Genomic DNA, 18,432 nt, shown 5'->3' with positions numbered 1-18,432 from the left:
ACTGAATCCCCGTGACCGCTGTCACCGTTCCCCTGCCGGGCGCCGCAGATCTGCGGCGCCCGGCATGGGCGCGCTCGCTCTGGCTGCTCGTCGGTCTCGGAGTGCTGCTCGTGCTCTGCATCCTGTCGATCTGCTTCGGTGTGCGGTCCGTCAGCATCGACGACATCTTCGGCGCCCTCAACGGGCAGGATGACACGCTGGCCCAGGCCGCGATCATCAAGCGCCTCCCGCGTACGGTGCTCGCGATCCTCGTGGGCGCGGCCCTCGCGCTCTCGGGCGCGACGATGCAGGCGGTCACCCGTAACCCCATCGCCGACCCCGGCATCCTCGGCGTCTCGAACGGCGCATCGCTCGCCGTCGTGTTCGGCCTCGCGTTCCTCGGACTCACCGATGCGTACAGCCAGATGGCCCTCGCGATCATCGGCGCAGCCCTCGCCGCGGCCTTCGTCTACACGGTCGGCTCGCTCGGACGCGGCGGTGCCACGCCCCTCAAGCTCGCTCTCGCGGGAGCCGCCACCTCGGCGGCCTTCGCCTCGCTCATCAGCGCGGTCATGCTGCCGCGCGTCGACCTGCTGCAGGCGTTCCAGTCGTGGCAGATCGGCGGAGTCGGCGGCGCCGAATGGCCGCGCATCGCGATCACCGCTCCCGTGCTCGCGCTCGGCGCGCTGATCTGCTTCGCCAGCGCGCGTGGCATGAACTCCCTCGCTCTCGGTGACGACATGGCGAAGGGCCTCGGCGAGCACGTGTTCCGCACGCGCCTGATGTCGGCCCTCGGTGCCGTGATCCTCGCCGGTGCTGCCACGGCGATCGCCGGGCCCATCGGCTTCGTCGGGCTCGTCATCCCGCACATCTGCCGGATGCTGGTCGGCACCGACCACCGCTGGCTGCTGCCGTTCTCGGCCATGGCGGGTGCCGCGCTGCTGCTTGCGAGCGACATCGTCGGCCGCGTGATCGCCCCGACCTCGGAGGAGATCCAGGTCGGCATCATCACCGCGATCATCGGAGCCCCGTTCTTCATCTGGATCGTCCGCCGTCAGAAGGTGCGTGAACTGTGAGCACCACGAGCCAGACCTCCGCATCCCGGATCCCATCGGCATCCGACCGCGCGAGCGATCATGTCGCCGCGATCATCGCCGGCCGCCGTTCGCGACACCGCCGCCATGCGGTCGCCACGATCGTGCTCGGTGCACTGCTGCTCGTGCTGTTCGCGATCGCCCTGATGATCGGCAACACGTTCTATCCGCTCGACGAGGTCGTCCGCGTCATGCTCGGCCAGACCGTGCCGGGGGCCTCGTTCACCGTCGGCGAGCTGCGCCTGCCCCGAGCGGTGCTCGCCATTCTCGCGGGCTTCGCGTTCGGCATCGCCGGTGTCTCGTTCCAGACGCTGCTGCGCAACCCGCTCGCCTCGCCCGACATCATCGGCATCTCGAACGGTGCCGGCGCCGCTGCGGTGTTCGGCATCATCGTGCTGTCGGTCAACGGCCCGGTCGTCTCGCTGATGGCACTCGGCGGCGCGATCGTCACCGCAGGGGTCATCTACCTGCTGTCGATGAAGAACGGCTTCGCGGGAACGCGGCTGATCCTGATCGGCATCGGCGTCGCGGCGATGCTGCAGAGCCTCATCTCGTACATGCTGTCGCGAGCCGCGAACTGGGACATCCAGACCGCCATGCAGTGGCTCACCGGCAGTCTGAACAACGCCTCGTGGGAACGCGTGATGCCGCTCGCGATCGCCGCGGTCATCATCGTCCCGCTCCTGCTCCTGCAGGGCAGGGCGCTGGGTGTGATGCAGCTCGGCGACGACTCGGCATCCGGTCTCGGAGTGCGGGTCAACACCACGCGCCTGCTCTTCATCCTCGGCGCCGTCGCACTGCTCGCCTTCGCCACCGCCGCCACCGGACCCATCGCATTCGTCGCCTTCATGGCCGGCCCCATCGCCGCCCGCATCACCGGCCCAGGCGCGAACCTGCTCGTGCCGAGCGCGTTCATCGGTGCCGTGCTGGTTCTGGGCGGCGACCTCATCGGACAGTTCGCGTTCGGCGAGCGCTACCCGGTCGGCGTCATCACCGGTGTGCTCGGCGCTCCGTATCTGATCTATCTGCTCATCCGCACCAACCGCTCGGGAGGCTCCCTGTGACCGAGGCGCACACTCTGGCGGCCGAGTCCGTCACCCTCGCCTACGGCGATCGCACGATCATCGACGGTCTCGATCTCGCGATCGCCCCCGGCAAGATCACGACGATCGTCGGGGCGAACGGATGCGGCAAGTCGACGCTGCTGCGCTCACTCGCCCGTCTGCTCTCGCCCACTGCGGGGGAGGTCGTGCTCGACGGCAAGTCGGTGCATTCGCGCCCGACCAAGGAGGTCGCGCGCATTCTCGGTCTGCTGCCGCAGTCGCCCGTGGCGCCGGAGGGCATCGCGGTCGCCGACCTGGTCGGTCGCGGACGGCATCCGCATCAGAAGATGCTGGCGCGCTGGAGCACCCACGACTACGAGGTGGTGGCGGATGCTCTCGCCGCGACCGGCACCACGGATCTCGCCGACCGCAGTGTCGACGAGCTGTCGGGCGGTCAGCGCCAGCGCGTGTGGATCGCGATGGCGCTCGCGCAGGAGACCGACATCCTGCTGCTGGATGAGCCGACCACGTTCCTCGACGTCGCGCATCAGGTCGAGGTGCTCGACCTGCTCACCGACCTGAGCGTCTCGCGCGGCACCACGATCGTCATGGTGCTGCACGACCTCAACCTGGCCGCGCGCTATTCCGACGAGCTCGTCGCGATGAAAGAGGGCAAGGTGCACGCCACCGGCACTCCGCAGGAGGTCGTGACGGCCCAGCTCGTCGAGGAGGTCTTCGACCTCGCGAATCAGATCACCATCGACCCGGTTTCGGGAAAGCCGATGGTCACCCCGATCGGAAGGCATCATGTCCGCTGAGACGACGACCGAACGCCCCACCTACGTGCTCGCCCGCGCCGAGGTGCGCGGGGTCGAACGGGTGTCGCCGAACTTCGTGCGCGTCACGTTCGGCGGCGACGATCTGTTCGAGTTCGGCACGCCGGGCGACGTGTTCGACTCACGCATCAAGATCGTCTTCCCGCCGGCATCCGGCATCCTCCCCGATCTCGATCGTGAGACCGACGACTGGTGGGGGTCGTTCCTCGCCGTGCCCGAGGACGAGCGCGGATCCATGCGCACCTACTCGGTGCGCGAACTGCGCGTGACCGATGCGGGCACCGAGCTCGACGTCGACTTCGTGCTGCACTTGGCGCCTGGACTCACCGGACCCGCCTCGCGGTGGGCGGATGCCGCCACCGTCGGGCAGGAGCTTTTCATCGTCGGACCGCGTCGAGGGGTGGCTGCGGCGGCTCACGGCGGCGCCGAGTACGAACCGGGCACGGCGACGTCGGTCGTTCTCGCCGGTGACGAGACCGCGGCCCCGGCCATCGCGCGCATTCTCGAGGATGCGCCGAGCGACCTGCGGGGCTGCGCGTTCATCGAGGTGCCGTCTCCGTCAGACATCCTGCGCATCGACGCTCCATCGGGGGTCGAGGTGCACTGGCTGCCCCGCGACATCGGAGAGCCGCACGGCGTGCGCCTGATGCCTGCCGTGCTCGGCTACCTCGGCGATGCGGACGCGGCCGACGAGATCGACGTGAAGGACATCGAGTCCGAAGACCTGCTCTGGGAGACCCCCGACTACTCGGGCCTCGGTGAGGACATCGCGGTGGCGCATGCTCCTGCCGAGCGCTACTTCTGGATCGCCGGCGAGAGCGGGGTCGTCACGACTCTGCGTCGACACCTGGTCAAGGACCTCGGCATCGACCGCTCGCAGGTCGCCTTCATGGGCTATTGGCGACGCGGCGTCGCCATGCGCGGCTGAGTCGCCGAGGGGCGCGGGCTCGCGCTCCGAGTCCTGGAGATCCGTTGCGGCAGGCGTCAGACTGGGCGCATGGAGTATGCCGGAGTGGTGCCGATGGACGCCCCTGACCCGAGGATCGAGTCCGAAGCGCGCGTGCGCGCGCTGACCTACCCGGTCTTCGAGCTGCGACCGCAGCGGTCGCTCTCCCGCATCCCCGGCGCGGGGTTCATGGAGGCGACCCAATCGGCGGTGGTGGCTGAATCTTCAGTGTCGTTCAACTACACGCTGTGGAGGCATCCCGACGACCACTCCGACCCTCGCAACGAGATCGAGCTGGACCCCGCGACCCGTCGTGCCCTCGAGGAGGAGCCTCCCTGGGGTCGCCCCGCATGGCTGATCGAGCAGGCTCGGATGCTGAAGTACCCGATGCTCTGGGAGGCGGTGCGCACCAGCTGGCAGGCGTCGCCGGATCCTGAACGGCATTCGCTCGCACAGCAGCTCGTCGACCACACCAATCACATACTGCGCAACAGATTCCGAGAGGAACTGGGACTGCGCGACGGCCCGAGCGAGGATGACGGCGGGTGGGAGGCGAAGACATCGGCGGTGAGGGATGCGTCCTTTGCGGTCGACGGTCAGGATCGGCCCGCCGTACAGATCGACACCGACCCGTTCGTCTACGCGGTCGGATTCCGCGTCGATGAGAACGTGGTCTGCACCGCCGTCGTTCCCCGAGACAGCTTGCCTCTGATCGACCTCGCACTGGGTGCGTACGACTGAGTTCGCGCTCGCCGACCGCGAACCGGTGGCGCCCGCGGAGGCCGCGCCGTAGCATCCCAGTGGAATCGTTCCGCCGGCGAGGAGGCCCCCGATGACGCAGCACACACTCGAGCTCCCCGAGGTCGACCTCGTCTACGACGTGCACGGGCCGCTGCCGACGGCAGATGGTCGTCCTCCGCTGATGATGATCGGCCAGCCGATGGACGCGAGCGGATTCCAGGCGCAGGTGGAGCTCTTCGGTGACCGCACGGTCGTGACTTACGACCCTCGGGGGCTCGGCCGCAGCACGCGCAAGGACGGCGGCGTCACGAATGAACCCGAGGTCCAGGCGGAAGACGTCCACGCGATCATTGAGGCGCTCGGGGCGGGCCCCGTCGACATGCTCGCGAGCAGCGGCGGAGCGGTGACCGCGCTCGCTCTCGTCACCGCCCACCCGCACGACATCGAGACCCTGGTCGCGCACGAGCCGCCGATCGACAGCGTGCTGCCCGATGCCGCCGCGGTGCATCGAGCCCGGGTGGCCTACACCCAGGCGTATCAGGACAAGGGATGGGGAGCCGGGATGGCGGCCTTCGTCGCGATGACGTCGTGGGAGGGCGAAGTCACCGACGAGTTCCTCTCCCAGCCCGCGCCCGATCCCGCGGCATTCGGAATGCCGACCGACGATGACGGCCGACGGGATGACCCGCTGCTGTCGGAGCTTTCGTGGGCGGTGCCGCTCTACCTTCCGGACCTCGAGGCGCTGAAGGCCGCGCCCACGCGGATCGTCATCGCAGTCGGCGAAGAGTCGCTCAAGGTCTACACCGGCCGCACCGCGATCGCCCTGGCCGAGCAGCTCGGCCAGCAGGCGACGGTCTTCCCCAGCCACCACGGCGGCTTCATGGGCGGCGAGTTCGGGTACGCCGGGCAGCCCGAGGCCTTCGCCGCCAAGCTCCGCGAGGTGCTCGACCGGTCTTAGGGACAGCGGCGAAAGAGGGCCTCGTCCAGCTTCCTGTCGTCACTCGCAGCCGATCGACCGTTACACGTGCCCCGACTGTTCCGGTCGCAGTTTGTGGCGCTTGCGGTGTGCGAGGACTGTTCCGGTCACAGTTTGCGCCGCTTCAAACAGGGTCGGGCGGCACGAACTGCGACGGGAACAGGGTCAGGCGGCACGAACTGCGACGGGAACAGGGGTGGCAGGCGGCACGAACCGTGACCGGAACAGGGCGGGCTGGCGCACAAAGACGGATGGCGCGGCATCCGGTTCGGGCCCGGATGCCGCGGCAGGTCACGCCGATTACTTGCTGAGGAAGTCCTTCAGCGCGGCGTTGACCTCGTCGGCGTGGGTCCAGAGCAGACCGTGCGGGGCACCCTCGACCTCGACGTAGGTCGCGGCGGGCACTGCCTGGTGGAACCGGCGGGCGGTCGCGTCGATCGGCAGGATGTTGTCCTTCGTGCCGTGCAGGATCAACGTGGGCTTGCCGGCGTCGCGCACCGCGTCGACGTCTGTGCGGAAGTCCTCGATCCACGACGAGACCACGGCGTAGGCGGCGACGGGGGCGCTGGTGATGGCGACGTTCCAGCTGCCGGTGACGGCCTGCTCGCTGATGCGCGAGCCGAGGTTCTCGTCGAGGTTGTAGAAGTTCTTGTAGAAGTCGGTGAACCACGCGAAGCGGTCGCCCTTGGCTGCGGCCTCGATGCCGTCGAAGACATCCTGCGGCACGCCCTCGGGGTTGTCGTCGCGCTGCACGAGGAAGGGCTCGAGGGAGGCGAGGAAGGCGAGCTTGGCGACGCGATCGTGGCCGTACTTGGCGACGTAGCGGGCGAGCTCACCCGTGCCCATCGAGAATCCGACGAGCACGACGTCGCGCAGGTCGAGGGTCTCGAGCACCGTGTTGAGGTCGGCGGCGAAGGTGTCGTAGTCGTAGCCGGCGTTGACCTTCGACGACTGGCCGAAGCCGCGGCGGTCGTAGGTGATGACGCGGTAGCCCTGGGCGAGGAGTTCGCGGGTCTGGCGCTCCCAGCTGTGGCCGTCGAGCGGGTAACCGTGGATCAGGACGACGGGCTGACCCGATCCCTGGTCTTCGTAGTAGAGCTCGATCGGGGCGCTGTTCTCGTTTCCGACGGTGATGTAACCCATGATCCTGATCCTTTCGGTTCGGCGAGAACGATCGTTCTCGCCTGATGTCCTCCACTGTAGAGAACGGTCGTTCTCATGTCAAGTACACTGGGAGCATGACGGACGGAACAGTGCGTGAACAGATCCTTGCGGCAGCCGATGAGCTGTATTACCGCAAGGGGTACGCGGCTGTCGGCATGGATGAGCTGCGGGCCGCGGCCGGAGTCTCACTGCGCAAGCTCTATGCCCTCTTCCCCTCGAAGACCGACATCGTCACCGCTGTGCTCGCGCGCAAGCATGCGGAGTGGGAGTCGGGGCTGACGGGGGCGGTGGCGGACGCCGGTGCCGACCCGCGCGACCGGCTGCTCGCCGTGTACGGGTATCTCGAGGACTGGTTCTGCGCCGATGACTTCCGCGGCTGCGCCTTCATCAACGCGTTCGGTGAACTCGGCGGCACGAACCCCGAGGTCGCGCAGATCGTGCGCGACCACAAGGCCTCGTTCCAGGCCTACATGGCGGGACTCGTGGTGGATGCCGGGGCCCCGGCATCCCTCGCCGCGCAGCTGTCGATCCTCGCGGAGGGTGCGCAGAGCACCGCCGCCATCGCCGCAGATCCGCAGGTCGCCGTGCAGGCGCGCAATGCCGCCGAAGTGCTGATCGACGCGGCCGTCGCCGCCTGAGTTCCCAGCGGAGAGAGCGATTTAGCTAGCTTGGCTAGCGTTTTCGGATGCCGGTGTCAAGGCACCTGCGCACCCACGCGCTCGCGCGTAGGTTGCGAGTATGGAATCCCGGACGCAGGACATCGCCCGCCAGTCGTTCATCATCGCCTCGGCCACCTTCATGCTGATCGCTGCGGCCGTCGGATCCGGCGCCTTCGGCGGCACCTCGGTCAGCGAACTGCAGGATGGAGCGCTGTCGGCGCAGGGCTCCTACCTCGCCCCGGCAGGCCCCGCCTTCTCGATCTGGTCGCTGATCTACATCGGCCTGATCGCGTACACGGTGTGGCAGGCGCTGCCGGCGCAGCGTGCGGACGAACGCCAGCGCGCGGTCGGCGGATGGATCGCCGCATCCATGATCCTCAACGGACTGTGGCTCGTGACGGCGCAGTTCCTGTCGCTGCCGCTTACGGTGCTCGTGATCGCCGTGCTGCTCGCGACCCTTGCCCGTGTCATCGTGATCCTCGGACGCAGCCGTGCGCGCACCTGGCCTGAGCGCATCGTGGTTGACGGCGCGAACGGATTGCACTTCGGCTGGGTCACGATCGCGACCGTCGCCAACGCCACGGCCTGGCTCACGCAGATCGCTCCCGAGGGTTGGGCCGACCAGGCCGAGATGTGGGCGGTCGCCGTGCTCGCCGTCGTGCTCGTGATCGGTGTCGCCTCTGCCCTCGTCACCAAGCGCATCGCCCCCGCCCTCGCCACGGCGTGGGGTCTCGGCTGGCTCGCGGTCGGTCGCTTCACCGGAGAGCCCGAGAGCACCGTCACCGGCATCGCCGCGATCATCGTCGCGATCGCCCTCGTCGCGGCCGGCGCATTCGGCGTGCTGCGCCGAACACGTGCCGATGTCGCGGCCTAGGTCAGGACACCTAGGTCAGCCGCCGGTGGCGTTCACAATTCAGCATGGATACGAGGCAGACGCCTGAAACAGGCGGATCCCGGCCTCCGGCCGGCGCTCATGCTGAGTCGTGAACGGGGAGTGACCGAGACCCGGGCTCAGAGCACGAGCCGGTAGCCCATGCCCGACTCGGTGAGCAGGTGCACCGGCGTGCTGGGCTCGGCCTCGAGCTTCTTGCGCAGCTGCGACATGTAGAGCCGCAGGTACCCCGAGTCGGAGACCTGCTCGCTGCCCCAGATCTCCTTGAGCAGATCCTGCCGAGTGACCAGGGCGCCTGGATGCCGGGCGAGGTGCTCGAGCATGCGCCATTCGGTCGGCGTCAGGTGCACGCGCGCGCCGGCGCGGGTGACGGTCTTGGTCGCGAGGTCGACCACGACGTCGCCGAACCCGACGGTCGACTCCCCGCCCACCGGCACCGATCGCCGAGACAGTGCACGCAGCCGCGCGAGCAGCTCGTCGACCTGGAACGGCTTGGTGACGAAGTCGTCGGCTCCGGCATCCAGCGCCTCGACCTTGTCAGCCGACCCTGTGCGGCCCGACACGACGATGATGGGCACGTTCGTCCATCCGCGGAGCGCCTGGATCACCTCGATGCCGTCGAGCCGCGGCATGCCGAGGTCGAGCATGATGAGGTCGGGATGCGTCTGCGCGGCGGCGGCCACGGCGGCGGCGCCATCAGGGGCGACGACCACCTCGTATCCGTGGGCGGCGAGCGTGATGCGCAATGCGCGCACCATCTGGGGGTCGTCGTCGGCGATGAGGAGCTTCACTCCGTCTCCTCCTGCAGGGAATCGGGCTCTGCCGCCAGGGGCAGCGAGATGACCATGGTGAGTCCACCGCCGGGGGTGTCCTCGGGTGTCAGGGTACCGCCCATGCCCTCGGCGAATCCGCGCGACAGAGCGAGGCCGAGGCCGAGGCCGGTCGTGTTGTCGGTGTCGCCGAGTCGCTGGAACGGCTGGAAGATCTCGTCGCGCTTCTCGACGGGAACCCCGGCGCCGCGGTCGATGACGCGGATCTCGGCGTGGTCGCCGATCGTGCTCGTCGAGACGATGACCCGGCTCTCGGCGGGCGAGTGGCGGTACGCGTTGGCGACCACGTTCACGAGAACACGCTGCAGCAGCACCGGGTCGGCCGAGACGGCTGGCAGGTCGGCGTCCAGCGCCAGCTCGACATCAGACGGACCGAGACCCAGCTCGTCGACGGCGGCGAGCACGGGGCCAGCGACATCGAGTCGCATGGTCGAGACGGCCAGCACTCCGGCCTGCACCCGACTGACGTCGAGCAGGTCGGTCACGAGCGACGACAGGGTCGCGAGGCTCTCATCGGCGGTGGCGAGCAGCTCTTCGCGGTCGGATGCCGACAGCGAGTGCGCCCCGCGCAGCCCGCCGATCGCGGCGACGGCCGAGGCGAGCGGTCGACGCAGGTCGTGGCTGACCGCCGAGAGCAGTGCGCTTCGCACCTGGTCGGTCTCGGCGAGGGCCGCGACCTCGCGAGCGGTCGCCCGCAGGTCGGTGTGCTCGATCGCTGCGGCGAGCTGCGCGACGATCGCATCGAGCAGGCGTCGGGCGGGAGTGTCGAGGGGTTCGCCATGCAGTTCGAGCACGGCGGGAGCGGGGCCCGAGCCGACCGTGATCGTCGTCGCGCGTCCGTCGGGAACGGGTTCGCCGTCGCTCGCCAGCACCTCGCCGTCGGCGCTGAGCAGTCTCACGCCGGTGAGGCCGAAAGCCTCGCGGGTGCGGCTGACCAGGGCGAGCACGGCATTGTCTCCGCGCAGCACGTTCCCCGCGACAGCCGCGAGCAGTTCGGCTTCGGCGGCGGCACGTTGCGCGGTGCGGGCTCGCCGGGCCGCCTGGTCGACGATGATGCTGACGAGAATGGCGATCGTCACGTACAGCGCGAGGGCGAGCACGTGCAGCGGATGCGCGATCGTGATGGTGAAGAGCGGGGCGACGAACAGGAAGTCGAGGGTGATTCCCGACAGCACCGCCGCGAAGACGGCGGGGCGCACTCCGCCGACCAGGGCCACGATCACGACGAGCAGCTGGAAGGCCAGTACCTCGACGGTGATCGACTCGGGGCTGCGGAACGCGAACATCGCCCACGACAGCAGCGGTCCGAAGACGAGTGCCACCGCGAACCCGAGCACCTGTCGTCGCCACCCGAGCGCCCCGCCAGTGATGCGGGGGAGTGCGACGCGTCCGCCCGCGGCGGCATGGGTCACGATGTGCACGTCGATGTCACCCGAGCGGCGGATGACCTCGGATCCGATGCCCGGTCCGGTCAGCGCCGCCGCGAGTCGGCCGCGGCGGCTGACGCCGATCACGAGCTGCGTGGCATCCGCGCCCTGCGCGAACTCGACGAGGGTCTCGGGGATGTCGTCGCCGATGATCTGGTGAAAGCTGCCGCCGAGCGACTCGACCAGAGAGCGCTGCGCTGCGAGAGCACCGGGGGTCTCGTCGCGCAGTCCGTCTTGCGCGGCGACATGCACCGCGAGCAGCTCGCCTCCGGCCGACCGCGCCGCGATGCGCGCCCCTCGGCGCAGCAGCGTCTCGCCCTCGGGGCCTCCGGTGAGGGCGACGACCACGCGCTCGCGCGCCTGCCAGGTGCCCTCGATGCCGTGGTCGGCGCGATAGCTGCGCAGTGCGCTGTCGACCTCGTCGGCGAGCCACAGCAGTGCGAGCTCGCGGAGCGCGGTGAGGTTGCCGAGGCGGAAGTAGTTGGACAGCGCCGCGTCGATCCGCTCGGCGGGGTAGACGAGTCCGGCCGAGAGACGGTCGCGCAGCGTCTGCGGGGCGAGGTCGACGACCTCGATCTCGTCGGCCGCCCGCACCACGGCATCCGGGATCGTCTCCTGCTGCGCGATGCCGGTGATCTTCTCGACCACCGCGTTCAACGATTCGATGTGCTGCACGTTGACGGTCGTGACGACGTCGATGCCGGCGTCCAGCAGCATCCTGACGTCCTGCCAGCGCTTCTGGTTCTGCGACCCGGGGGTGTTCGTGTGAGCGAGCTCGTCGACCAGGGCGATCTCGGGGCGGCGTGCGAGCACGGCATCCAGATCCATCTCGCTCAGCGGCACGCCCCGGTGCAGGTCGGTGCGCCGCGGGACCTCGGGGATGCCGATGGTCTGCGCCGCGGTCGCCGCGCGCTCATGCGTCTCGACGATCGCGATCACCACATCGCGGCCCTCGTCGAGCAGTCGGCGCCCCTCGACGAGCATCTCGAAGGTCTTGCCGACACCGGGGGCCGCACCGAGCAGCACGCGGAGTCGGCCGCGCCGCGGCATCCGCTCTGGCGTCATCAGCCCTCCTGCTCATCGAGCGCGAGATTGAGTTCGGCGACGTTGATGCGCTCCTCGCCGAGGAATCCCAGATCCCGCCCTTGAATCCTAGACTCCACGAGGTCGCGCACCTGCTGCTCGGGCAGGCCGCGCTCGGCCGCCACCCGCGGCACCTGCAGCAGGGCATACGCGACGCTGATGTGCGGGTCGAGACCCGAGCCCGATGCGGTCACGGCGTCCGCCGGCACGGCATCGACGCTCACGCCCTCGCGCTCGGCGATGGCCGCCTGGCGCTCGCCGATGGCCGCGACGAGGTCGGGGTTCTCGGGCCCGAGGTTGCTGCCGCTCGAGCCCGCGCCGTCGTAGCCGTCGCCGGCTGCAGAGGGACGCGACTGGAAGTACTCGGGAAGCGCCTCGCCGTCGGCATCGGTGAAGGACTGCCCGATCAGCGAGCTGCCCTTGTCGTCGGCCAGCGGAGAGCCGTTCGCCTGGAACGGCAGCAGCAGCTGGCCGATGCCGGTGACGACCAGCGTGTAGCCGACGCCGAGCACGAGGGTGAGCACGAGCATCGCGCGGATCGCGACGCCGGTGGTGCGGGCCAGGGTGCGGGAGGAGGACATGTGAGGCCTTTCAGAAGTCGGTCGTTGAGCGAGCGGAGCGAGTCGACACGCGCTCAGAAACCGGGGATGAGGGTGATGACGAGGTCGATCAGCTTGATGCCGATGAACGGCGCGATCACCCCGCCCAGGCCGTAGACGAGCAGGTTGCGCTGCAGGATCTGCGAGGCGCTCGCCGGCCGGTACTTCACCCCTCGGAGTGCGAGCGGGATGAGGAAGACGATCACGATCGCGTTGAAGATGATCGCGCTGGTGACGGCGGATGCCGGAGAGTGCAGCTGCATGATGTTGAGCGCCGCGAGCCCCGGGAAGACACCCATGAACATCGCCGGGATGATCGCGAAGTACTTGGCGATGTCGTTCGCGAGCGAGAACGTCGTGAGCGCGCCTCGTGTGATGAGCAGCTGTTTGCCGATGCGCACGATGTCGATGAGCTTAGTCGGATCCGAGTCGAGGTCGACCATGTTGCCGGCTTCCTTCGCCGCCGACGTGCCGGTGTTCATCGCGACGCCGACGTCGGCTTGGGCGAGAGCGGGAGCGTCGTTCGTGCCGTCTCCGGTCATCGCGACGAGCCGCCCGCCCTCCTGCTCGCGCTTGATCAGCTCGAGCTTCTGCTCGGGGGTCGCCTCGGCGAGGAAGTCGTCGACTCCCGCCTCCTTCGCGATCGCGGCGGCGGTCAGCGGGTTGTCGCCGGTGATCATGACCGTGCGGATGCCCATGCTGCGGAGCTCCTCGAACCGCTCGCGCAGACCGTCTTTCACGATGTCCTTGAGGTGCACGACGCCGAGCACCTCGCCGGTTCCTGCCGCACGCTTCACGGCGACCACCAGCGGTGTGCCACCGCTCGAGGCGACGCCGTCGACGAGGCCGGTGAGTTCGGCATCCGACCTGAGTCCGAGCCAGGCGCTGATCGCCGAGCCTGCGCCCTTGCGGATCTGCGTGCCGTCGGCCAGGTCGAGGCCCGACATGCGGGTCTGCGCGGTGAACGGCACGACCACGGCATCCGCCGGCTCGTCGATCCGGATGCCGCGGCTCAGCGCCAGCTCGACGATCGAGGCGCCTTCAGGGGTCGGGTCGGCGAGCGACGACAGGGCGGCGACGCGCAGCAGCTCGTCGGGGTCGACGCCTCCGAGCCGCAGCACCTCGTGGGCGCGGCGGTTGCCGTAGGTGATGGTGCCGGTCTTGTCGAGCAGCAGGGTCGTGACATCTCCTGCGGCCTCGACCGCGCGACCCGACATGGCGAGCACGTTGCGCTGCACGAGGCGGTCCATGCCGGCGATGCCGATGGCCGAGAGCAGGGCGCCGATCGTGGTCGGGATCAGGCACACGAGCAGGGCGATCAGCACCGGGATGCTGACGGGCGAGGCCGCGTACGAGGCGATCGGGTTGAGTGCGAGCACCACGACGACGAACACGATCGACAGGCTCGCGAGCAGGATGTTCAGCGCGATCTCGTTCGGCGTGCGCTGGCGGCTCGCGCCCTCGACGAGAGCGATCATGCGGTCGACGAACGTCTCGCCGGGCTTCGAGGTGATGCGCACGACGATGCGATCCGACAGCACGCGCGTGCCGCCCGTGACGGCACTGCGGTCGCCGCCGGATTCGCGGATGACCGGGGCGCTCTCACCCGTGATCGCCGATTCGTCGACGGTCGCGATGCCCGCGACGATGTCGCCGTCGCCCGGAATCAGCTCGCCCGCCGTGACGATGACGATGTCGTCGCGCTGCAGTTCGGCGGACGAGACGTCGAGCGTCTCGGTGTGCTCGGCCGTGGCATCCGCTCCGGCGTCGTAGCGCACCACGCGCCGGGCCATAGTGCTCGTGCGGGTCTTGCGCAGGCTCGCGGCCTGCGCTTTTCCGCGGCCTTCGGCCACCGACTCGGCGACATTGGCGAACAGCACGGTCAGCCACAGCCAGATCGCGATGCCCCAGGTGAACGGTGCGGGCACCGGGGTTCCGCCCGAGTCGGCGGGGCCGCCGAGGAACGGCTCGGCGATCGCGAGCACGGTGGTGAACGCGGCGCCGACCCAGACGAGCAGCATCACGGGGTTGCGCACGAGAGATGCGGGGTTCAGCTTGCGCAGCGCGCCGGGCAGGGCCTGGGTCAGCTGCGCCCAGCCGAACGATCGGGGCGGTGCGGTCCGGGCGGATGCCGGAGCATCCTGCTGTTCCGACGGTGTCTCGGAGGGTGTGGTGGTCATGGTCATGTCAGACGAGTCCTTCAGCGAGGGGTCCCAGTGCGAGCACGGGGAAGTAGGTGAGTGCCGTGATGATGACCGTGACGGCGGCGAGGAGGCCGACGAACTGCGGTCGGTGCGTGGGCAGGGTTCCGGTGTTCTCCGGCACGCGCTGCTGTGCGGCGAACGACCCTGCCAGCGCCAGCACGAGCACGATCGGCAGGAACCGGCCGAGCAGCATCGCGATGCCCAGTGCGGTGTTGAACCACGGGGTGTTGGCGGTGAGGCCGGCGAAGGCGGAGCCGTTGTTGTTCGACGCCGAGGTGAAGGCGTAGAGCACCTCGCTCATGCCGTGCACGCCGGGGTTCAGGATGCTGGTCGCCTCGACGTCCTCGCGGATGCCGGGGATCGCGAAGCTCAGCGCGGTGCCCACCAGCACGAGGGTCGGCGTCACGAGGATGTAGAGGCTCGCGAGCTTGATCTCCTTCGGGCCGATGCGCTTGCCGAGGTACTCGGGGGTGCGGCCGACGAGCAGTCCGCCGACGAACACCGCGATGATCGCGAGCACGAGCATGCCGTAGAGACCCGATCCGACGCCTCCAGGGGCGACCTCGCCGAGCATCATGTTGAGCATCGGCATCATGCCGCCGAGCGCCGTGTACGAGTCGTGCATCGAGTTGACGGCGCCGGTCGACGTCAACGTGCTGGCGCTGCCGAACAGGGTCGAGCCGAGGATGCCGAACCGCACCTCTTTGCCCTCCATCGCGGCACCCGCGAGTTCGGGGGCGCTGCCGCGGCCGGCGAGTTCGAGGGCAGAGAGCGCGACGGTCGAGACCAGGAAGATCGTGCCCATCACGGCGGCGATCGCGTAGCCCTGGCGGTTGTCGCCGATCATCCGACCGAACGTGCGGGGGAGTGCGAACGGGATCACGAGGATCAGCAGGATCTGCAGCAGGTTGGTCCAGCCGGTCGGGTTCTCGAACGGATGGGCGGAGTTCGCGTTGAAGAATCCGCCGCCGTTCGTGCCGAGCAGCTTGATGGCCTCCTGTGAGGCGACCGGTCCGCCGGGGATGGTCTGCGTGCCTCCGGAGACGGTGGTCACGTCCGTGAAGCCGGCGAAGTTCTGCACCACGCCGCCCGCGATCAGGGCGATGGCGGCGATCAGTGCGATCGGCAGCAGGATGCGACCGAGTCCGCGGATCAGGTCGACCCAGAAGTTGCCGATCGTGGTCGACCCGCGGCGGGAGAGTCCGCGGATCAGCGCGACCGCGACGGCCAGCCCGACGGCGGCCGAGACGAAGTTCTGCACCGTGAGGCCCGCGAGCTGCACGGTGTAGCCCATGGTCTGCTCGGGGGAGTACGACTGCCAGTTCGTGTTCGCGACGAACGACGCGGCGGTGTTGAACGCGAGCCCCTCGGGAACGGCCGGGAGTCCGAGCGACTCGGGAAGGAAGCCCTGCAGACGCTGCAGCCCGTAGACGAGCAGCAGGCCGACGACGGAGAACGCGAGCACGCTGCGGGCGTAGGCCCGCCAGGTCTGCTCGGATGCCGGGTCGACGCCGATCAGTCGGTACAGGCCGCGCTCGGCTTTCAGGTCGCGCGGGGTGCTGAAGACGTGGGCCATGTAGTCGCCCACCGGGCGGTACAGCAGCACGAGGGCGATGATGAGGACGGCGGCCTGCAGGATGCCGAACCAGATGTCGGCACCGGCGCCCATCAGAACTTCTCCGGGGCGACGAGAGCCACCACGAGGTAGACGACGGCGGCCACGGCGAGGGCGGCGGCGATGATCTCGAAGACGATCACAGTCGTTCCACCCCCGCAGCGATCAGGGAGACGAGGGCGAACAGCGCGAGAGTCAGCGCGATGTAGATGATGTCGAGCACGAGACTCGATACAACTCCCGTGCAGACCGGAATATGACGATCCTCACGTTTTGCCTACGGGGGTCTGCGCGATGCATGCGAGTTGCTCACATTTCGGGCTCGTGTGAACTTTTCTCTCCCCTCGGTGTCGCATCCGGGTATCGGCGTTCGTGGTGAAGGTGGAGGCGACCGATACGCGGTCGCCCCACGACACGAGAGACGCGGTGGTGGCTGTGTACAACGACCCGATGGTGGCGAACCTGGTCTACCGACTCGAGGCGGAGGAAGCCGAGGAGCAGATCATGCGACGTCGGGCGGCGCTCGAGCATCCGAGCCTGATCCGGCGTCCTTCCCTCCGTGAGCGCGCTCGCGGCCTCTGGGAACGCATCTCTTCCGGCGGAAGCGGGGAACCGGGATGATCGACGGGAGAGGAGGCTCGGCGCAGAGCCTGCTCGATCGTGCGGACGGAGAGAATCTGAGTGATGCAGCGACGAGGTCGGACCGAGGGTTCTCGGTGAACGCCGACGTCGCGGCGCGCGTCACGCAGGTCTACCGCGACGAGTGGGCGCGCATCGTCGGTGGTCTCACCCGACGATGCGGTGATCTCGACCTCGCAGAGGAGATGGCGGCAGAGGCCTTCGCCGCAGCCGCGGAGCTCTGGCCGGAGGAGGGCGTTCCCCCCAACCCTGCCGGCTGGATCACCACCACGGCCTATCGCAAGGCCATCGATCGGCTCCGCCGGGAGTCGTTCCGCGATGCCAAGCAGCGGGAGGCTCTGATGCTGCAGGATCCCGAACCACCGGAGCCCACAGGAGTCATCGACGACGATCGCCTGCGACTGCTCTTCACCTGCTGCCACCCGGCGCTCTCGCTCGAGGCGCGTGTCGCCCTGACTCTGCGAATCGTCGGTGGTCTCACCGTCGAGGAGATCGCGCGGGCGTTCCTCATCCCGGAGTCCACGGTGCGGCAGCGCATCACCCGGGCCAAGGCGAAGATCAAGACAGAGCGGATCCCGTATCGGATGCCGGCGGCCGACGACCTTCCGGTCCGGATCGACGGAGTGCTCGCCGTGCTCTACCTCGTCTTCAACGAGGGGTATTTCGCGTCCGGGGCCGGCGTGCCCGCGCTGCGTCGGGAGCTGACTAGCGAGGCCATCAGGCTCACCGGGCTGCTCCGCGAATTGCTGCCCGACGACGCGGAGGTCGCGGGTCTGCTGGCGCTGATGCTGCTTAGCGAGGCGCGCGCCACGGCGAGAGTCACGACCGAGGGCGAGCTGGTGCGGTTGGACGAACAGGACCGCGCGACCTGGAACCACGAGCTCATCGGGGAGGGGCTCGCGCTTCTCGAAGAGCCGCTGCCTGCGGCGCCCGGTCGTCATCGGCTGCTGGCCGAGATCAACGCAGTGCACGTGCGAGCGAAGGATGCCGCCGACACCGATTGGGCGCGCATCGTCGAACTCTACGAACAGCTCGAGCGGATCGACCCCAGCCCGGTCGTGAAGCTCAGCAAGGCGGTCGCGCTCGCAGAGCGGGACTCGGCCGAGCAGGCGCTGCCGCTCGTCGAGCAGCTGAACGACGTGCTCGACCACTTCCACGGGTTCCACGTGACGCGCGCCGAACTGCTGCGAGCCGCGGGCCGCGAGGCAGAGGCCCGCGACGCGTACGCACGTGCGATCGCGCTGGCCGACAACGCCGCCGAGATCATCCACCTGACCCGGCGCCGCGACGAACTGGCGACGCCTCCCGCACCCGGAACGCCCGGGACCGCATCGAACGGAGAGAGCAGATGAGCAACAAGTACCTCGTGATCCACATGACCGATCCGACCGGAGGCACGATGTCTCAGGGAGAGGATCAGCGCCTGCTCGAAGACTGGGCCGAAGAGGGCAGGGCTGGCGGCAGCCTGGGCGAGGGCGCACCCGTCGCCGGGCCCGAGGAGGCGAAGTCGGTCGCCGTGCGAGACGGCAAGGTGCTCGTCACCGACGGCCCGTTCCCCGAGTTCAAGGAGTGGTTCGCGGGCTATGACCTCCTCACCGCAGAGTCGATCGACGAGGCAGCGACCTTCATGGCGAAGCATCCGACCGCCGTCATGGGCCGGGTCTACATCCTGCCGGTGGTGAAGCTCCCCTGGGACGAGGACTGA

General features: G+C 68.9%; 18 protein-coding genes. 11 read left to right on the top strand and 7 right to left on the bottom strand.

The window, feature by feature from the left end:
- The first annotated feature begins 11 nt into the window (after positions 1 to 11).
- The 6 genes from ACQ4LY_RS03390 to ACQ4LY_RS03365 all read left to right on the top strand — a co-directional run bounded on the left by ACQ4LY_RS03390 (position 12) and on the right by ACQ4LY_RS03365 (position 5,597).
- Positions 12 to 1,055 carry a FecCD family ABC transporter permease gene (locus ACQ4LY_RS03390; RefSeq protein ID WP_431074571.1) on the top strand — a complete coding sequence of 348 codons (1,044 nt, stop codon included), beginning with the start codon at positions 12 to 14 and terminating at the stop codon, positions 1,053 to 1,055.
- Positions 1,052 to 2,137, top strand: a complete 1,086-nt coding sequence (locus ACQ4LY_RS03385) for a FecCD family ABC transporter permease (protein WP_431074570.1) — start codon at positions 1,052 to 1,054, stop codon at positions 2,135 to 2,137. The genes ACQ4LY_RS03390 and ACQ4LY_RS03385 overlap by 4 nt, the downstream gene beginning before the upstream one ends.
- Positions 2,134 to 2,934, top strand: coding sequence for an ABC transporter ATP-binding protein (locus tag ACQ4LY_RS03380; RefSeq protein WP_431074569.1), 801 nt, complete (start codon positions 2,134 to 2,136; stop codon positions 2,932 to 2,934). Before ACQ4LY_RS03385 ends, ACQ4LY_RS03380 begins: the two co-directional genes overlap by 4 nt.
- On the top strand, positions 2,924 to 3,880 hold the full coding sequence (locus ACQ4LY_RS03375) for a siderophore-interacting protein (protein ID WP_431074568.1): 957 nt from the start codon (positions 2,924 to 2,926) through the stop codon (positions 3,878 to 3,880). Before ACQ4LY_RS03380 ends, ACQ4LY_RS03375 begins: the two co-directional genes overlap by 11 nt.
- Before the next feature lie 69 nt (positions 3,881 to 3,949).
- Positions 3,950 to 4,639 carry a hypothetical protein gene (locus tag ACQ4LY_RS03370; RefSeq protein ID WP_431074567.1) on the top strand — a complete coding sequence of 230 codons (690 nt, stop codon included), beginning with the start codon at positions 3,950 to 3,952 and terminating at the stop codon, positions 4,637 to 4,639.
- A gap of 91 nt (positions 4,640 to 4,730) precedes the next feature.
- Positions 4,731 to 5,597, top strand: a complete 867-nt coding sequence (locus ACQ4LY_RS03365) for an alpha/beta fold hydrolase (RefSeq protein WP_431074566.1) — start codon at positions 4,731 to 4,733, stop codon at positions 5,595 to 5,597.
- Positions 5,598 to 5,915: 318 nt separating this feature from the next.
- On the opposite strand, the gene ACQ4LY_RS03360 is transcribed toward ACQ4LY_RS03365, so the two are convergent.
- Positions 5,916 to 6,758, bottom strand: coding sequence for an alpha/beta fold hydrolase (locus ACQ4LY_RS03360; RefSeq protein ID WP_431074565.1), 843 nt, complete (start codon positions 6,756 to 6,758; stop codon positions 5,916 to 5,918).
- Between the two features lie 95 nt (positions 6,759 to 6,853).
- Between ACQ4LY_RS03360 and ACQ4LY_RS03355 the strand changes: the two genes are divergently transcribed.
- Entirely contained in the window at positions 6,854 to 7,417 is a 564-nt protein-coding gene (locus ACQ4LY_RS03355) for a TetR/AcrR family transcriptional regulator (RefSeq protein ID WP_431074564.1), read from the top strand.
- A 100-nt stretch (positions 7,418 to 7,517) separates the two neighbouring features.
- Positions 7,518 to 8,312: a TspO/MBR family protein gene (locus ACQ4LY_RS03350; RefSeq protein ID WP_431074563.1), complete on the top strand. Its 795-nt coding sequence runs from the start codon at positions 7,518 to 7,520 to the stop codon at positions 8,310 to 8,312.
- A 137-nt stretch (positions 8,313 to 8,449) separates the two neighbouring features.
- On the opposite strand, the gene ACQ4LY_RS03345 is transcribed toward ACQ4LY_RS03350, so the two are convergent.
- The 6 genes from ACQ4LY_RS03345 to ACQ4LY_RS03320 are packed head-to-tail and all read right to left on the bottom strand — an operon-like array spanning position 8,450 to position 16,231.
- Complete coding sequence (locus tag ACQ4LY_RS03345) at positions 8,450 to 9,121, bottom strand: response regulator (protein WP_120494959.1); 672 nt, start codon at positions 9,119 to 9,121, stop codon at positions 8,450 to 8,452.
- Complete coding sequence (locus ACQ4LY_RS03340) at positions 9,118 to 11,637, bottom strand: ATP-binding protein (RefSeq protein WP_431075743.1); 2,520 nt, start codon at positions 11,635 to 11,637, stop codon at positions 9,118 to 9,120. Before ACQ4LY_RS03340 ends, ACQ4LY_RS03345 begins: the two co-directional genes overlap by 4 nt.
- Before the next feature lie 14 nt (positions 11,638 to 11,651).
- The gene (kdpC, locus tag ACQ4LY_RS03335) at positions 11,652 to 12,251 is read right to left on the bottom strand and encodes a potassium-transporting ATPase subunit KdpC (RefSeq protein WP_431074562.1); all 600 of its coding nucleotides are present in this window, start codon (positions 12,249 to 12,251) and stop codon (positions 11,652 to 11,654) included.
- A gap of 53 nt (positions 12,252 to 12,304) precedes the next feature.
- The gene (gene kdpB, locus ACQ4LY_RS03330; protein WP_431074561.1) at positions 12,305 to 14,455 is read right to left on the bottom strand and encodes a potassium-transporting ATPase subunit KdpB; all 2,151 of its coding nucleotides are present in this window, start codon (positions 14,453 to 14,455) and stop codon (positions 12,305 to 12,307) included.
- Between the two features lies 1 nt (position 14,456).
- Positions 14,457 to 16,142, bottom strand: coding sequence for a potassium-transporting ATPase subunit KdpA (gene kdpA, locus ACQ4LY_RS03325; protein ID WP_431074560.1), 1,686 nt, complete (start codon positions 16,140 to 16,142; stop codon positions 14,457 to 14,459).
- Positions 16,142 to 16,231 (bottom strand): potassium-transporting ATPase subunit F, encoded by a 90-nt coding sequence (locus tag ACQ4LY_RS03320; protein WP_056276367.1) that lies wholly within the window; start codon positions 16,229 to 16,231, stop codon positions 16,142 to 16,144. Before ACQ4LY_RS03320 ends, kdpA begins: the two co-directional genes overlap by 1 nt.
- A gap of 286 nt (positions 16,232 to 16,517) precedes the next feature.
- Here ACQ4LY_RS03320 and ACQ4LY_RS03315 point away from each other — a divergent pair, with 286 nt between their 5' ends.
- The 3 genes from ACQ4LY_RS03315 (at position 16,518) to ACQ4LY_RS03305 (ending at position 18,432) form a co-directional block, all read left to right on the top strand.
- Positions 16,518 to 16,709 (top strand): hypothetical protein, encoded by a 192-nt coding sequence (locus ACQ4LY_RS03315; RefSeq protein WP_431074559.1) that lies wholly within the window; start codon positions 16,518 to 16,520, stop codon positions 16,707 to 16,709.
- Positions 16,710 to 16,804: 95 nt separating this feature from the next.
- Complete coding sequence (locus ACQ4LY_RS03310; RefSeq protein WP_431074558.1) at positions 16,805 to 18,079, top strand: RNA polymerase sigma factor; 1,275 nt, start codon at positions 16,805 to 16,807, stop codon at positions 18,077 to 18,079.
- Positions 18,076 to 18,432 carry a YciI family protein gene (locus ACQ4LY_RS03305; protein ID WP_431074557.1) on the top strand — a complete coding sequence of 119 codons (357 nt, stop codon included), beginning with the start codon at positions 18,076 to 18,078 and terminating at the stop codon, positions 18,430 to 18,432. The genes ACQ4LY_RS03310 and ACQ4LY_RS03305 overlap by 4 nt, the downstream gene beginning before the upstream one ends.

Origin of the sequence: Microbacterium phyllosphaerae, from assembly GCF_050628115.1 — a bacterium.
GTDB lineage: Bacteria > Actinomycetota > Actinomycetes > Actinomycetales > Microbacteriaceae > Microbacterium > Microbacterium phyllosphaerae_A.
The sequence above is the reverse complement of the archived record's forward strand: the minus strand, read 5'-3'. Positions and strand labels throughout refer to the sequence as shown.

Excerpts from the sequence above, each read along its gene's own strand:
- ACQ4LY_RS03375 (WP_431074568.1), top strand. The coding sequence starts at position 2,924 with ATGTCCGCTGAGACGACGACCGAACGCCCCACCTACGTGCTCGCCCGC.
- ACQ4LY_RS03355 (WP_431074564.1), top strand. The coding sequence starts at position 6,854 with ATGACGGACGGAACAGTGCGTGAACAGATCCTTGCGGCAGCCGATGAG.
- ACQ4LY_RS03370 (WP_431074567.1), top strand. The coding sequence starts at position 3,950 with ATGGAGTATGCCGGAGTGGTGCCGATGGACGCCCCTGACCCGAGGATC.
- ACQ4LY_RS03360 (WP_431074565.1), bottom strand. The coding sequence starts at position 6,758 with ATGGGTTACATCACCGTCGGAAACGAGAACAGCGCCCCGATCGAGCTC.
- ACQ4LY_RS03305 (WP_431074557.1), top strand. The coding sequence starts at position 18,076 with ATGAGCAACAAGTACCTCGTGATCCACATGACCGATCCGACCGGAGGC.
- kdpC (WP_431074562.1), bottom strand. The coding sequence starts at position 12,251 with ATGTCCTCCTCCCGCACCCTGGCCCGCACCACCGGCGTCGCGATCCGC.
- kdpB (WP_431074561.1), bottom strand. The coding sequence starts at position 14,455 with ATGACCATGACCACCACACCCTCCGAGACACCGTCGGAACAGCAGGAT.
- ACQ4LY_RS03365 (WP_431074566.1), top strand. The coding sequence starts at position 4,731 with ATGACGCAGCACACACTCGAGCTCCCCGAGGTCGACCTCGTCTACGAC.
- ACQ4LY_RS03340 (WP_431075743.1), bottom strand. The coding sequence starts at position 11,637 with ATGCCGCGGCGCGGCCGACTCCGCGTGCTGCTCGGTGCGGCCCCCGGT.
- ACQ4LY_RS03350 (WP_431074563.1), top strand. The coding sequence starts at position 7,518 with ATGGAATCCCGGACGCAGGACATCGCCCGCCAGTCGTTCATCATCGCC.
- kdpA (WP_431074560.1), bottom strand. The coding sequence starts at position 16,142 with ATGGGCGCCGGTGCCGACATCTGGTTCGGCATCCTGCAGGCCGCCGTC.